Source organism: Streptomyces sp. W16 (assembly GCF_033194735.1).
Lineage (GTDB): Bacteria > Actinomycetota > Actinomycetes > Streptomycetales > Streptomycetaceae > Streptomyces.
In genome coordinates this window covers 1-13,261 of the sequence record NZ_JAWOAI010000270.1, presented here as the reverse complement: position 1 = coordinate 13,261, position 13,261 = coordinate 1, and the positions used below count along the sequence as shown (strand labels likewise).

Sequence of the window (13,261 nt, the reverse complement as noted above, 5' to 3'; positions counted from 1 at the left end):
CCTCGGCGGCAAGCCCGACCACACGACCGCGCAGGGCCGCGAACGCGGTTACCTCGCCGCGCACCGCGCCCGGGGCCTGGAACCCGACCCGGAGCTCCTGCTCCACGGCGACTTCACCCGCGACTCGGGCCACCGGCTGATGCGCCAGGCGCTGAGCCGGAAACTGGAGTTCACCGCCGTGGTCGCCGCCACCGACATGGTCGCGGCGGGCGCCCTGACCGCGCTGCACGAGGCGGGCCTCGACGTCCCCGGCGACGTCTCACTGGCCGGCTACGACGACATCCCCTTCGCCCGCGACCTGTACCCCGCCCTGACCACGGTCCACGTCCCCTACGAGGAGCTGGGCCGCCTCGCGGTACGCACCGCGCTGGGCCGCACACCGGAGTCCCAGGACGAGCACCTGCTGCTGGGCACACACGTGGTCGTACGGAGCTCCATCGCGGCGATCACGACGGTGTGAGCGTCCGCCTGATGGAGGTGATCGCCTCGGGCCCCACCCGGCAGCAGCCGCCGATCAGCCGGGCGCCGGAGGCCCGCCAGCCCTCGACCTGCTCGGCGGTGAAGGTGGAACGGCCCGTCCAGGCGCGGGCCCCGGCATCCCAGGTCTCACCGCTGTTGGGGTAGACGACGACGGGCTTCCCGGTGACCCGGCTCGCGATCTCGACCGCGCCGTCCACGTCCTCGGGGGCGCTGCAGTTCACCCCGACCGCGATGATCTCGTCCGCGTCGGCGGCCAGCGCGAACGCCTCCTCCAACGGCTGCCCGGCACGGGTCCGGTCGCCCGCGATCGAATACGACAACCAGGCGGGCGTCCGCAGCCCGCGCACCGCCCGCAGCAGCGCCTCGGCCTCGACGGTGTCCGGGATCGTCTCGAAGGCCAGCACGTCCGGCCCGACGAAGTCCAGCACCTCCAGGCGGGGCCGATGGAAGGCCTCAAGCTCGGCCACGCTCAGCCCGTACCGGCCCCGGTACTCGGAGCCGTCCGCGAGCATCGCGCCGTACGGTCCGACCGAGGCCGCCACGTAGAGGGGCCGCGCGATGCCCCGCCGCCCGGCCTCCACCGCCGCGTCGACGGCCAACTCCACGCTCTCGGCCATGAGTTCGGCCGCCCGCTCGTGCTTGATCCCGCGTTTCGCGAAGCCCTCGAAGGTGGCCTGGTAGCTGGAGGTGATCGCCACGTCGGCGCCCGCCTCGAAGTACGCGAGATGCGCCTCGGAGATCGCCTCGGGCCGGTCCGCGAGCAGCCGCGCCGACCACAGCTCGTCGCTCAGATCGTGCCCGGCCGCCCCGAGCTGATTGGACAGACCGCCGTCGAGAACGAGCGTCCCGGCGGCGAGGGCGTCGGCGAGGAGGGCGGAGGTGTCGCTGGTCATGTCTCGACGCTAGTCGATACGGCCGCGGGAGCGGGGTTCGCGTCCAGCTGATGAACGGGCCGTCGGCAGCCCAGCCGTAGATCGCGATCTGGTGCCGGTGCCCCCGGCCTGCGAAGCTTGCCTCCCACCCCGTGAGGAGGTCCTGTGATCTACGCCGAAGGGATGGCCCGGTCCACCCTGGCCCCGGCCGCACGTGAGTTGCTGCGCCTGGCGGCCGACGGCCAGGAACACGTCGCGGCTCGTCACCTGGCCACCTATCTGGACGCCCTCGACGGTCCACGTTCCCCGACGAACGGCGACGGCCACCGCACCATGACCGTTCCCCTCACCGCCCCGGAATGACGAACGGCCAACGGGCCGAAACGGTGTCAGCGGCCGGCCGACGTCCGTTGGGCCTACGCGGCGTGCCTTCCGCCCCCGCCTCCGCGCCTGCCTCCGCCCCGCGTGCGCTTGGTCGCCGGGACCAGTAGGGCGCCCAGGAGGCCGAGTCCGAGGGCGTAGGGCCACCAGCCGAAGCCGGCGCCGCGGGCGGTGTTCTCGGTGCGGGCCTCGGTGATCGTCGTCCCCGACGACGACTTGGGGCGGGCGGTGGGGGAGGGGCTGCTCGCGGTGACGGCGGTCAGGACGACGTCGTTGCCGTCGCCGCCCCGGTAGCTGACGCGGTACGTCGTGTCGGCGAGCTTCAGCTTGCCGCCCTCGCGAAGTCCCTTGAAAGCGCCGGTCGTCGGGGCGTGACCCGTGTGGTCGAGGATCGTCACGGTCCGCGCGGGGTGGGTACCGGCGGCCGAGAGGTCCAGGTCGCCGCCCAGGACGACCTTGCCGGCCACCTTCAACGGCTTTGCGCCCAGGACCAGTTCGCCCTTCGCGCTCTGTGTGTAGTTCCCGGTCACGGTGAGGCCGCCCGCGATCACGCCGTCGTTCGTCACCGAACCCTTCACCGTGCCCGGGCCGTTGAGCGTGGTGGCCACCCGCAGCCCCGCCGTTCCCACGTCCAGTCGGGCGCCGGCCGAGGTGAGCCGGATCGCCTTGCTGTGGACGAGAGTCGCCCCCGACCGGAGTGCCAGCGTGCCCTTCGAGACCGTCGTCGTCCCCGTGTACGTGACCGCCGTGCCGGTCAGTGTCGTCGTCGCGGTGCCGGACTGGACCAGGGACCCCTTGCCGGAAAAGTGTGACAGTTTCGTGGGAAGTGACACGTTCTGCAGGACAAGGGTCCCGTCGTCGACGATCCGCCGCCCCTCCGTGCCGGTCAGCAGCCCGCCGTCACCGCCCGGCTTCCCGGACCCCAGCCGCAGCACCGCCCCCTTCTCCACGGTCGTCGACCCGTCGTAGTACTGCGGCGCCGCGAAGGTCACGTCGTTCCCGCGCGTCCCCGCGACGACGATGTCCCCGGCGCCGGGCGCGGCCAGGGTGTCGTGGTACCTGCCGCCGCCGATCGGTGCGCCCAGGGTGACCGGACCGTCGTAGTCGAAGGTCAGCCTGGACCGGACCCCGCTCGCCGCGTGGAGGTTGATGTAGACGGTGTCCTTGGTGCCCGGCATGAAGATGCGGTGGGTGGTGCCGTCGCCCCACTGGACGTTCGCACCTTCGATGTTGGTGCCGCGCTTGTTCAACTGGTGAGTGATCGCACGCCAGTTGAGGTCGGGGTCGCTGAGCGACGGGTTGGTGTCGCCGCCCTGGTCGCTGTAGCTGTACTGGCCCGTGAGGACGACCTTGCTGCCAGGCCGGGAGTGCACGTTGACGTCGCTGCCGTACTCGCGCTGGTAGAAGTTCTGGCGCAGGGTGATCGTCTGGTACAGCGGGGTGTCGATGATCCAGGAGCCCTGGTTGAGGATCGCGCGGGCGCCGGGGAGCGCGACCGGGTACTCGGGGCGGCCGACGGCCATGCCGGTGCCGTTGTCAATCACCCCTGAAAACGGGTGAGTTCCGGCGAGGTCGAGCGTGCCCCACATGTTGCGGGGCTGGGTGACCAGGCCCGAGCCGCTGATGGTGCCGATGTTGAAGGTGCGGGTCAGGGAGAGGCGCAGGGTGCCGTCGACCCGGACGTTCAACTCGTTGAGCTGGTAGCCGGGTGTGCTGTAGGGGAAGTGACCGATCAGGCCGGTCCCACCACCCGTGCCGTACTGGAGAGTCGTGCCGCGCTCGACCGTGATCGCGGGCGGGTCGGGGTTGCTGACGGTCGTGTACGGATGGTTGCCGCCCTGGGTGGTCACCTTCTGCCGCTGCCGGGCCGCCGGGAGCGTGAAGTCGCTGTCCTTGGTGAGGATCAGCGTCCCGCCGCCGCGCACGGTCAGCGTGCCCTGGCCGCGGAACACCCCGCCGTACGTCGTCGTCCCGGACGGCACGGTGACCACCGTGTCGCCGGTGAGCGTGACGTCCCGGTTCGCGAGGACGTCGGCGGTGGCGTCACGGGCGCCGGCGGCCGAGGCCGGGGGAGCGCCGACCAGGAGAACGACGGTCGCGAGGGCGCCAACGGCGGCTGCTGTCTTGCGGGAATGGCTGCGCACGTCACTGGAGACGTGCGTCGTCGGCGGCGATAACAGAAATCTCGCGTCCATCTTTGTCACGCGCGACCCGTTGACCTTCCCGTAACACACCCTTACCTTTTCGGCGTTCGTAATGACAGATGCCGTACGAAATCTCGAACCCTCCACTCCTGCTTGCTCCCCCCCACCTTCGAGAGGCGTCAGATGAGACGTGTGTACGCAATCCTTGTCGCCCTGTGCTGTGTGCTCGCCGCGGCGCTCGTGACCGCCGGACCCGCCCAGGCGGCGGCCCAGACCATCACCAACGGCACGCAGTTCACCGACACTTCGGGCAACGCCGTACACGCACACGGCGGCGGAGTGATCAAGGTCGGCAGCTACTACTACTGGTTCGGCGAGGACCGCAACTCCGACAACACCTTCAAGTACGTGGACGCCTACCGCTCCACGGACCTGAAGAACTGGGAGTTCCGCAACCACGTCCTGACCCAGTCCAGCGCCTCCGAGCTGGGCACCGCCTACATCGAGCGGCCGAAGGTCATCTACAACGCGTCCACCGGCCAGTTCGTGATGTGGATGCACAAGGAGAACGGCGTCGACTACAGCGAGGCCAAGGCCGCCGTCGCCGTCTCCTCGACCGTGGACGGCAGTTACACCTACCAGGGCAGCTTCCAGCCGCTCGGCGACAACATGTCCCGGGACATCACGACGTTCGTCGACACCGACGGCACCGCCTACATGGTCTCCGCCGCCAACGAGAACTACGACCTGCACATCTACAAGCTCACCGCCGACTACACCGCCATCGACAGCCTGGTCGCCAACCCGTGGGTCGGCGGACACCGCGAGGCGCCGGCCCTGTTCAAGCGCAACGGCGTCTACTTCATGCTGACTTCGGCCGCCACCGGCTGGAGCGCCAACCAGCAGCAGTACGCCACCGCCACCAGCATCACCGGCCCGTGGACGGCCTTCACCAACGTCGGCGACTCGACCACGTACAACTCGCAGACCGCCTACGTCCTCCCGATCACGGGGACTTCGGGCACCTCGTACCTCTACATGGGCGACCGCTGGGGCAACTCCTTCGGCGGCACCGTCAACGACTCCCGTTACGTCTGGCTGCCGTTGACCTTCCCGACCACGACCTCGATGTCCATGGCGTCCTGGTACCCGGAGGTGTCGATCGACACGGCGGCCGGCACGATCACCGGGACCAGCGCGACGTACAACACGCTCATCGCCCGCAACAGCGCCAAGTGCGCGGACGTGGCCAACCAGTCGCTGTGGCAGGGCATCGCGATCAGCCAGTACACCTGCAACAGCGGCACCAACCAGAAGTGGTGGTTCAAGGACCTCGGCACCGGCTACTACGAACTCCTGGGCCGGGGCAGCTCGTTGTGCCTCCAGGAGAACTCGACCAACGTCACCCAGGAGAACTGCACCGGCTCCACCGCCCAGCAGTGGAGCCTGACCACGTCCGGCAGCTACGTCCTCGTCAAGGCCAGGACCAGCGGCGAGTGCCTGGACGTGTCCGGCGCGTCCACCGCCAACTCCGCCGCGATCATCACGTATGCGTGCAGCGGGGCGACCAACCAGCAGTGGACCCGGGGTAGTTGAGCCGAATGCGCAGCCGCCCTCAGGATTCGAGCCGCAGCATCACCGCTCTGCGCGGGTCGGACTCCTGGTGGGCGGCGTGCGCGGCGCTCTCCCGGTCCATGCGAACCGTCAGCTCACTGCCCGTGTTCAGGTCCTTGACCATCACGCGGAGCCCGTGATTCGCATCGATGTCGAAGCCGACCTCGATGACCGGCTCCCCGCGCGGGGCCGGTGGTACGGGCAGCTCCAGCACACCGAGTTTCTTGTTGTACGCGGCGAGCTTGTGATGTCCCTCGCGGACGGTGAACCGGGCGACGGACTGATAGTGCTCGGTGGTGGTGTAGATCTCGGACCGTCGGGTCGGGACGGTGGTGCCCCGCTCGATCAGGCAGGCCATGCCGCCGCCCTCGGTCTCGATGCCGAGCGGCAGCGAGGTGACGTCCATCAGCAGCAGGTCTTGGCGGAGTCGACCTGTCAGAATCGCGCTCTGCACTGTCGCGCCGGTCACCACCGCCTCGGGTCCGAGCGAGCGGTTCGGCTCCCGGCCGCCCGCCAGCCTGCGTACGAACTCGGTGATCATCGGCATTCGGGTGGCTCCACCCACCAGGATGAAGTGGTCGATGTCCGTGGTCTCGTGGGAGCCGAAGGCGGTGTGCAGCGCCCGCTGCACGGGCTGTTCGCAACGCCCCAGCAGATCGCCCGTCAACTCTTCCAGCCAGGCCCGCGTGAGAATGGTTTCCAGGTGCGCCAGTGGTCCGGCCGGGCCCCTGTCGAGATACGGCAGCTGGACGGTGGCGCTGTCGGCCCCCGACAACTCGGTCTTCGCCTGCTCGGCCGCGACCTCCAGCCTCCGCAGCGCGGGGCGGCCGGTGGGCCGGAAGCCGTGCACTTGGCTGAACACGTTCAGGAGATGCTCGACGATACGCCGGTCCCAGTTGCCGCCCCCGAGTGTGCTGTCCCCGCCGGTGCCCCTCGCCTCGACCACCCCGTCGCCGACCTCCAGCACGCAGACGTCCAGGGTGCCCCCGCCCATGTCGAAGACGAGGATCGTCGCCTCGTCCTCCGCGTGGAGGAGTCCGTAGGAAAGGGCCGCCGCCGTCGGCTCGTTGATCATCCTGACCGCCTCGATGCCCGCCATCCCGGCGGCTTCGGCCAGGGCGGCCCGCTGGACGTGGTTGAACTGCGCGGGCACGGTGAGGACCGCCCGGTTCATCTCCTCGCCCAGATGAGCCTCGGCGCTCTGGCGCAGATCACGCAGGATCCAGGAGGCGACCTCCTCGGCCGAGTGGCTCCGGTTCCCGTGCCGGAAGGTCCAGCGGTTGCCCAGCTCCAGCTTGACCCGGTGCACGGCGGCTTCCGGGTGGAGCAGGGCATGCGCCTGCGCCTGCCTGCCCACCAGAAGGGTGCCGTCCGGGGCGAAGGCCACCACGCTGGGTGTGGTCGTGTCCCCGTGCCGGTTCGGGATGATCCGTACCCTGTCCTCCCGGAAGACCCCCACCGCCGAGTTGGTCGTGCCGAAGTCGATACCGAGCATCACAAAGTCCCCCGTCCCCCGGTCCGCTCGAACCCCCATATGCGGACAAACGCATGGTGGCACGTCGGACCGCACCCCGTCCGGCGCAGCCGAGAAGTCGGCCTGCCCGGCCGGGGCGCGGTCGCGGGACCTCAGGCCAGGAGATCGATCGCGTCGACCGATGTACCGGCGCTCAGGAACGACGTCGTCCCCGACCCGCTCGCCACATAGATCTTCAGCGTGTTGTAGGCGCTTGCGTCCGTCAGCCAGGCGGACGCCGGAACGCTGTACGTGAACGTGTAGTTGTTGCCCCGGTACGAGCCCACGGTCAGCGACCGCGTGCTCGGCTGGGTGGGCGGCGAGGGAACCGCCGAGGTCCAGGTGTCGTTGACGACGACCTGCGGCCGGCCGTTCGCGTACGCCGTCGTCACCCCGATGCGCAGGGTGTGCGCGGCGGCGAGCTGAGCGGCCGTCAGCTTGAAGTACACGATGAGGCCGCTGTTGACGTCCTTCCAGAGGTAGCAGGGGAACGCCGAGGTCTCCGTCCCGCTGCCGACGACCACGTTGCCGGTCCAGGACGCGGCCCGTACGTCCGAGGGGTGCGCGTACGTCATCAGGTCCGCGTTCTTGAACCCACCGGGCGTGCCGTCCCAGTTGCCGATCCGCCAGATCGCGCTCGCGTTGGACGGGTCGTTGGAGGACGGGATCGCGATGCTGTTCAGCGTCGTCGTGCCGCCCGCCGTGACCGCCACCGACCCGGTGTAGACGGCGAGTTCACCTTTGAAGACCGTCAGCGTGTACGTCCCCGGCAGGATTCCCGTGATCGAGAAGTAGCCGTCCGAGGCCCGCGCCGAACCCCAGTACTGGGCCGCCGAGTTGGCGAGCCCGACCGTGTACGCGTACGCCGTGTCCCGCCCGGTGATGCCCACACCCGCGACCCGGCCCCGCGAACTCGCCGCCGTGTAGCCGGAGATGCCGAGCGAATCGGCCCACGAGGTGGTGAGGTTGGCGTGGTAGAGCGAGGAGGAGGGCGCGCCGCCGTCCGTGAGCGCGATGACGTACGGCCCTTGGAGGCCGAACCGCTGCGCCTCTGTCTGGTTCTCGCCGTAGTACAGGATCTCGTACAACCCGCCGCCGTCCGCGCTCTGGTGGCGCAGCAGGGAGCGGTAGAACGGGCCGCCGGACGCCTTCTCGTGGTTGCTGCGCACGACCCACAGGCCGACGCTGCCGGTGGTCCAGCCGATGTAGTCGTAGTCGATGACCCGCTTCTTCGAGTAGTGCTTGGAGCGGGTCTGGCCGTCGGACTTCTCGAAGACGTCCGCGGACTCGATGGTGGTCGGCGCGTAAGTGTAGGAATCCGGCTCGTCGTTGAGGAACAGGCCGGCCTTGACGCGCACGATGTAGCGGGTCGCGCTTACCGAGGTGTCGGCCTTGTTGGTCCACAGATAGACGTTGTTCTCGCCGCTGCGGGCCGCGTAGTAGTGCTTCAGCGTGCCGTGCGTGACGGAGATCAGGATCGTCGTGCCGGACTGCGCGATGGTCACCGTGGAGGCGCCGAGGCCGGACTCGACGTGCGAGTTCATGCCGCCGTAGCCCTGGTACTCGGTGCCCTTGTAGACCAGCGAGGTCAGGTCGCCGTTCGTCTTGCTGACCTTGAAGACCAGACTCGCGCCGGTGTCGACGACGTAGTTCGAACCGTCGTCGGTGTAGCCGAAACTCGCGGCGGACGCGGTCTCGGCGAGCGGCCCGGCGAGCGCCGCCGAACCGGCCACGGCCGCCGTGCCGAGGACGAAGGTGCGGCGACGGACCGGTCTGTTCACAGAGCCGGACATGGGGGTGCCTCCTTCGGGAGGTGGGGGTGCGGGTGCTTTGGAGGGTGACAGTTGAATCGATTTCGCGAAAGGGCTTTCGCAGCCCCGGAGTTGGCGATGACGGAAAAATTGACGTGAGTCTAGAAAGCGCTTGTCCAGAGCGGTACGGTCCACCGCCAGGCCTTGTCGTCGGACGGAGGAGCCACGGATGAGACGTTTCAACATCGCCCTGCTGGCCGCGGTGACACTGAGCACCGCCCTGTCGGCCGCACCCGCACAGGCTCACGACCGCACGCCCCCGCTCGGTATCGCCAACTGCACGGCGACCGCCTGCCACTTCGACGTCCCGCCCGGCACCTACGACGTCACGGTCCGCCTCGGCGGCGAGAGCGCGGCGAGTACCGCCGTCACCGGCGAGACCCGGCGCTCCCTGCTCCCCGAGACGGCCACGGCCGCCGGGCAGACGGTGACCCGCAGCTTCACGGTCAACGTCCGTACCCCCGAGGGCGAACCCACCGGCCCGGACGGCACCCCCGGCCTCGACCTCGCCCTCGGCGGCAGCGCGCCCGCACTCGCCGACATCCGTGTCACCCCGGCCCGGCACGCCCGCCAGATCATCCTGATCGGCGACTCCACGGTCTGCGACCAACCGGGCGACCCGTATTCCGGCTGGGGCCAACAGCTCCCGCAGTTCCTGCGCAAGGGCGTCTCCGTCGCCAACTACGCCGATTCCGGGGAGAGTACGGTCACCTACCTGGAGAATCCCCTGCTCTGGGGGACGGTTCGGCCGCTGATCCACCCCGGTGACCTTGTCCTGGTCCAGCTCGCCCACAACGACAAGACGACTGACGAGGTGACGTATCGCGCGAATTTGGAAACCCTTGTAACGGGTATCTGGGACATGGGCGGTCGTCCGGTTCTGGTGACACCGATCGTCCGACGCTGGTTCAATGCCGACGGCACACTGAACAACGACACAGCACTGCTGGTGAACGGACTCGGCGTGGACCTGCCGGGCGTCGTCCGCTCGGTCGCCGCCGCCGAGGGGGTAACACTGATCGATCTCACGGCGCAGACCAAGGCGCTGGTGGAATCGCTGGGAGTGGAAGGCTCCAAGGCGATCTATCTCTACAACGAGAAGAAGGACAACACGCACACCTCCGCGCACGGTGCCACGGTGTACGCGGGCCTGGTCCGCGACGCACTCGTCGCCCGGCATCTGCTGCCGGAGGAGCGGGTACGGGTGGGTTGAGACCCGAAAGACCCCTGGGGCGTTCCGACCGGAACCGGGGCGCCCCAGGCTCCACCCGCCGCCAGTGAGAGTGAGCCGATGCAACTGCCCGCCGACGACCGCGAGTTGAGTCCGCGCACCGGCTACACCCGCGCCCACTGGGAGACGGCCGCCGACGCCCTCCTCGCCGCCGTGGAGCCGTACGCCACCGAGGACCGCGCGCTCTACCACCTCCCCGGCACCCGCACGAGCTGGTCCGGCAGGCTCTCCGACGGCCTGGAGGGCTACGCCCGCACCCTGCTGCTGGCCGCTTTTCGCCGCGACGAGACGGCCCTGGAACGCTACGCCGACGGTCTCGCCGCGGGCGTCGCGGGTGCCTGGCCCCGCATCGAGGACCGCAGCCAGCCCCTGGTCGAGGCGGCCTCGATCGCCCTCGCCCTGCGCCTGACCCGCCCCCTCCTCTGGGACCGCCTCGACGAGCCCGTACGGCAGCGCGCGGCGGCCTGGCTCGCCGACGCACTCACCGCCGAACCCTGGCCCTGCAACTGGGAGTTGTTCCCCGTCACGGTCGGCGGCTTCCTCCAGGAGATCGGCCACGAGGCCGATGAGTCCCGCAAGGCCGTCGACCGGGGCCTGTCGCGCATCGAGGACTGGTACGTCGGCGACGGCTGGTACACCGACGGCGACGGCCGCAAGTTCGACTACTACAACGGCTGGGCGATGCACCTCTACCCGGTCCTGCACGCCTGGCTCGCCGACGACACCCGACTCCTCGACCTCTACGGCACCCGCCTGGAACGCCATCTCGCCGACTACGCCCGCCTGTTCGGCGGCGACGGCGCCCCGATGCACCAGGGCCGCTCGCTCACGTATCGGTTCGCGACGACGGCTCCGCTGTGGCTGGGCGCGCTCACGGGCCGTACGCCACTGGCCCCGGGCGAGACCCGACGACTGGCCTCCGGGGCGCTCCGCTATTTCCTCGACCGGGGCGCGGTGGACGACCTGGGACTGTTGAGTCTGGGCTGGCACGGCCCCAACGAGGCTGTCCTGCAAGGCTATTCGGGCCCCGCCTCTCCGTACTGGGCCAGCAAGGGCTTCCTCGGCCTGCTCCTCCCACCGGACCACGAGGTCTGGACGGCGGTCGAAGAACCGGGCCCGACGGAACGAACGGACGCGGTCACCGCGATCGCCCCCGCCAACTGGCTGCTCCAGTCCACCGGTTCGGACGGCCTGGTCCGCCTCCACAACCACGGCAGCGAGGACGTCCGCTACGACCCGTACTACACGCGCCTCGCCTACTCCACGGCCACGACGCCCTCGTCGTCGTACGACAACAGCGTGCTCGTCGGCGGCGATCCGAGCCGTACGGACATCGTGCCGTTGGGGGTGGGGGAGGGCTGGGTTGCTTCCCGGCACACGGCTGCTTCCGGTGCCCGGGTGACCAGCGTGGTGATGGCCGAGGGCGCGGTGGAGGTGCGGGCGCATCTGGTGGTGGGCGCGGCTGCGGGCACGCCGGTGCGGGTCACGGGCTGGTCGGCGCAGGACGGACCGCTCGCCGAACTCGTCTCCCTGCATGGGCTGTTGGACGGTGAGGGTGTCGTAGGCGACGGGCCCACCCTGTTCGTCGCCCTGGTCCGGCTCACCGCGGAGCCGGACCCCCGTCCCCTCGCGGAGCTGGTGTCCGTGGAGGTCGACGGGGATCACGGCGTCTCCGTTCGCTGGGCCGGCGGCAGGCGGATGAACTACCGCTTCACGGAGTCAGCCGGGCTGTCCGCAGGCTCGTGGCGGTCGGCGACGCCCCGTTGAGCGGGCTCGCGTAGGTCGGGGTGACCGGCACGTACGCCCAGGTCAGCGCGCCGTTTTTCAGGACCGCGATGTCGCCGCTGATCCGGGCGCTCACCACCTTGTCCGCGCTCTGGAACTTGCCGTTCCAGTCGATGAGCCGCAGGTGGGTGCCCGTGAAGGTGCCGGTGCAGGTGCCGGCGGCGCACTTGGCGCCCTTCAGGGACTCCCAGGAGACCAGGAGGCGGTCCTTGCCGTATGGCGCGATGTGCACGTTGACGTTCTCGGTGCCCGCCGCGCTCGTGAGGTAAATGGCCTTGCCCGGGCCGGAGTTGCGGTTCGCCATGAAGGCGACGGCGACCTGGTGGGTGCTCGTCCTCGGGGTCACCGTCCAGCCGCGTCCGCTGGAGTCGGCGGAGTTCTTCTTGGCCGAGGCGGCGCCACGGGAGGCGAAGGCTGTGGCGTACCGTCCGCTCGCGGACTTCACCAGGTCACCCGTGCGGCCGGGGAAGGTACCACCGCAGTACCCCGCCCAGCACTGCTCGCGCTGCACGACCGGCGCGACGTCCGGGGCGCCGATCCCGGTGGAGACGAACAGGCCCGAGCGCCAGTCGTCGAAGCACAGCGAGGTGAAGGCGCCGGAGGTCTCGGCGTGCAGTGCGATGCCCTCGTTGTGGCTGCAGCCCCAGCTCCAACCACCGCTCAGCTTGGCGCCCTTGGCGCTGATGTAGGTCAATTTGTCGCCGAAGTGGCCGTCGGCGAAGCCGCCCGCGCCGTGCACGACGAAGTACGCGCCGTACTTGGTGCCGTTCCAGGTGAGCTGGCCGTCGAGACCGGGCGAGGTGTCGTTCGAGGCGGTGCCGGTGAGCTTGGTGCGGAAGGTCTGCTTGCCGTTCGTGTAGCGGATGATCGCGGCGGCCGTCTCCTTCCACTTGTTGGTGTCGGCCACCCGCGTGAGCAGCGCGAACCCGTCGTTGTGCGCGACCAGACCGCCGACCTCCTTGGCACCCTTGACGACCGTGTCGGCGCCCGAGCGGGTGCCGGCGGCGCTGAGCGGGGTGACATGGACGCCGTCGGCGGCGGGCCAGGCCACGCGCAGGGTGCCGTTGGGCGCCACGGCCGTGGACGTCCGGGTCCACTGGCGGACGTTGTTGTAACCGGCCGTCAGATAAGGGAACTTGGCGGCGAGCGTCACCGTGGTGCTGGTCGGGGAGAGCGTGCCGGTCGCGGCCTTGGCGGCGGCCGGGGTCTTCGCGACGGTCGTCGTCTTCGGGGTGGTTGTCGCGGGGGATGCGGTCGGGGTCGCCGTAGCGGCGGAGGACGCGGGGCCGTCGGCGGTGGCGCCGGTGGACGGGGACGCGGAGGTGGTCGTCCCGGCCGCGGTCGAGCTGCCGCTGCCGCTGTCGCCGCTGTCCGACGCCGCGGTCGCGTACCACGCGCCGCCCAGCAGGGCCGCGACGGCGAGCGAGCCC

The 13,261-nt window shown here is 70.0% G+C and carries 10 protein-coding genes; 5 read left to right on the top strand and 5 right to left on the bottom strand.

Translation table 11 applies throughout. The features are described 5' to 3' along the window. On the top strand, window positions 1-460 hold a 460-nt coding region (locus R6V09_RS30535), incomplete at its 5' end, for a LacI family DNA-binding transcriptional regulator (protein WP_317884682.1). Here R6V09_RS30535 and mmuM read toward each other — a convergent pair. Next, window positions 447-1,373: a homocysteine S-methyltransferase gene (gene mmuM, locus R6V09_RS30530; protein ID WP_317884681.1), complete on the bottom strand. Its 927-nt coding sequence runs from the start codon at window positions 1,371-1,373 to the stop codon at window positions 447-449. The genes R6V09_RS30535 and mmuM overlap by 14 nt on opposite strands. Window positions 1,374-1,517: 144 nt before the next feature. Here mmuM and R6V09_RS30525 point away from each other — a divergent pair, with 144 nt between their 5' ends. Continuing rightward, window positions 1,518-1,715: a hypothetical protein gene (locus tag R6V09_RS30525; protein WP_317884680.1), complete on the top strand. Its 198-nt coding sequence runs from the start codon at window positions 1,518-1,520 to the stop codon at window positions 1,713-1,715. A 53-nt stretch (window positions 1,716-1,768) separates the two neighbouring features. On the opposite strand, the gene R6V09_RS30520 is transcribed toward R6V09_RS30525, so the two are convergent. After that, a complete protein-coding gene (locus R6V09_RS30520; RefSeq protein WP_317884679.1) occupies window positions 1,769-3,877 on the bottom strand; it encodes an autotransporter in 2,109 nt (702 codons plus the stop codon). A gap of 183 nt (window positions 3,878-4,060) precedes the next feature. On the opposite strand from R6V09_RS30520, the gene R6V09_RS30515 reads away from it, so the two are divergent. Continuing rightward, entirely contained in the window at window positions 4,061-5,473 is a 1,413-nt protein-coding gene (locus R6V09_RS30515; protein ID WP_317884678.1) for an RICIN domain-containing protein, read from the top strand. Between the two features lie 19 nt (window positions 5,474-5,492). Here the strand turns inward: R6V09_RS30515 and R6V09_RS30510 are convergent, their stop codons facing one another. Together R6V09_RS30510 and R6V09_RS30505 are read right to left on the bottom strand one after the other, a co-directional pair. Next, a complete protein-coding gene (locus tag R6V09_RS30510) occupies window positions 5,493-6,986 on the bottom strand; it encodes an Hsp70 family protein (RefSeq protein WP_317884677.1) in 1,494 nt (497 codons plus the stop codon). Window positions 6,987-7,117: 131 nt separating this feature from the next. Next, on the bottom strand, window positions 7,118-8,797 hold the full coding sequence (locus R6V09_RS30505; RefSeq protein WP_317884676.1) for a rhamnogalacturonan lyase B N-terminal domain-containing protein: 1,680 nt from the start codon (window positions 8,795-8,797) through the stop codon (window positions 7,118-7,120). Window positions 8,798-8,984: 187 nt separating this feature from the next. On the opposite strand from R6V09_RS30505, the gene R6V09_RS30500 reads away from it, so the two are divergent. Both R6V09_RS30500 and R6V09_RS30495 read left to right on the top strand, forming a co-directional pair. Further along, complete coding sequence (locus R6V09_RS30500) at window positions 8,985-10,028, top strand: rhamnogalacturonan acetylesterase (protein WP_317884675.1); 1,044 nt, start codon at window positions 8,985-8,987, stop codon at window positions 10,026-10,028. A 78-nt stretch (window positions 10,029-10,106) separates the two neighbouring features. Next, a complete protein-coding gene (locus tag R6V09_RS30495; RefSeq protein ID WP_317884674.1) occupies window positions 10,107-11,813 on the top strand; it encodes a DUF2264 domain-containing protein in 1,707 nt (568 codons plus the stop codon). Here R6V09_RS30495 and R6V09_RS30490 read toward each other — a convergent pair. Then, window positions 11,758-13,261 (bottom strand): hypothetical protein (locus R6V09_RS30490; protein WP_317884673.1); only part of this gene is annotated, 1,504 nt, incomplete at its 5' end. The genes R6V09_RS30495 and R6V09_RS30490 overlap by 56 nt on opposite strands.